The sequence below is a fragment of the Bradyrhizobium sp. LeoA1Lang genome (assembly GCF_055413685.1).
The window spans coordinates 1-255 of the sequence record NZ_JBVAPG010000628.1; the positions used below are offsets into that span (position 1 = coordinate 1).

Below are 255 nucleotides of genomic sequence, written 5' to 3' on the forward strand. Positions count from 1 at the left end.
TCGACGGCGATTTTGACGGCGACATGGTCGTCATCATCGGCGACCGGCCTCGCCTCTACGAGCATGTGCGCCAGTTCGACGCGCAGCTGCAGGCGCGCGGCATCGCCTCGATGAAGCCGCCGAAGTCGCACACGCCGGCCATTGAGAAAGACGGCTACCAGTTCAGCCGGTCCAAGCAGATCCTGTCGGCCACCGGGCTGGTGCTGGAGACCTACAGCTGCCTGCAGCGCAACATGCTGGCGCAGCCGCTGGAGG

General features: G+C 65.9%; 1 protein-coding gene. It reads left to right on the forward strand.

The features are described from left to right. Nucleotides 1-255: hypothetical protein (locus ACZYOF_RS44775; protein ID WP_463719720.1), on the forward strand; the 255-nt coding region annotated here is incomplete at both ends.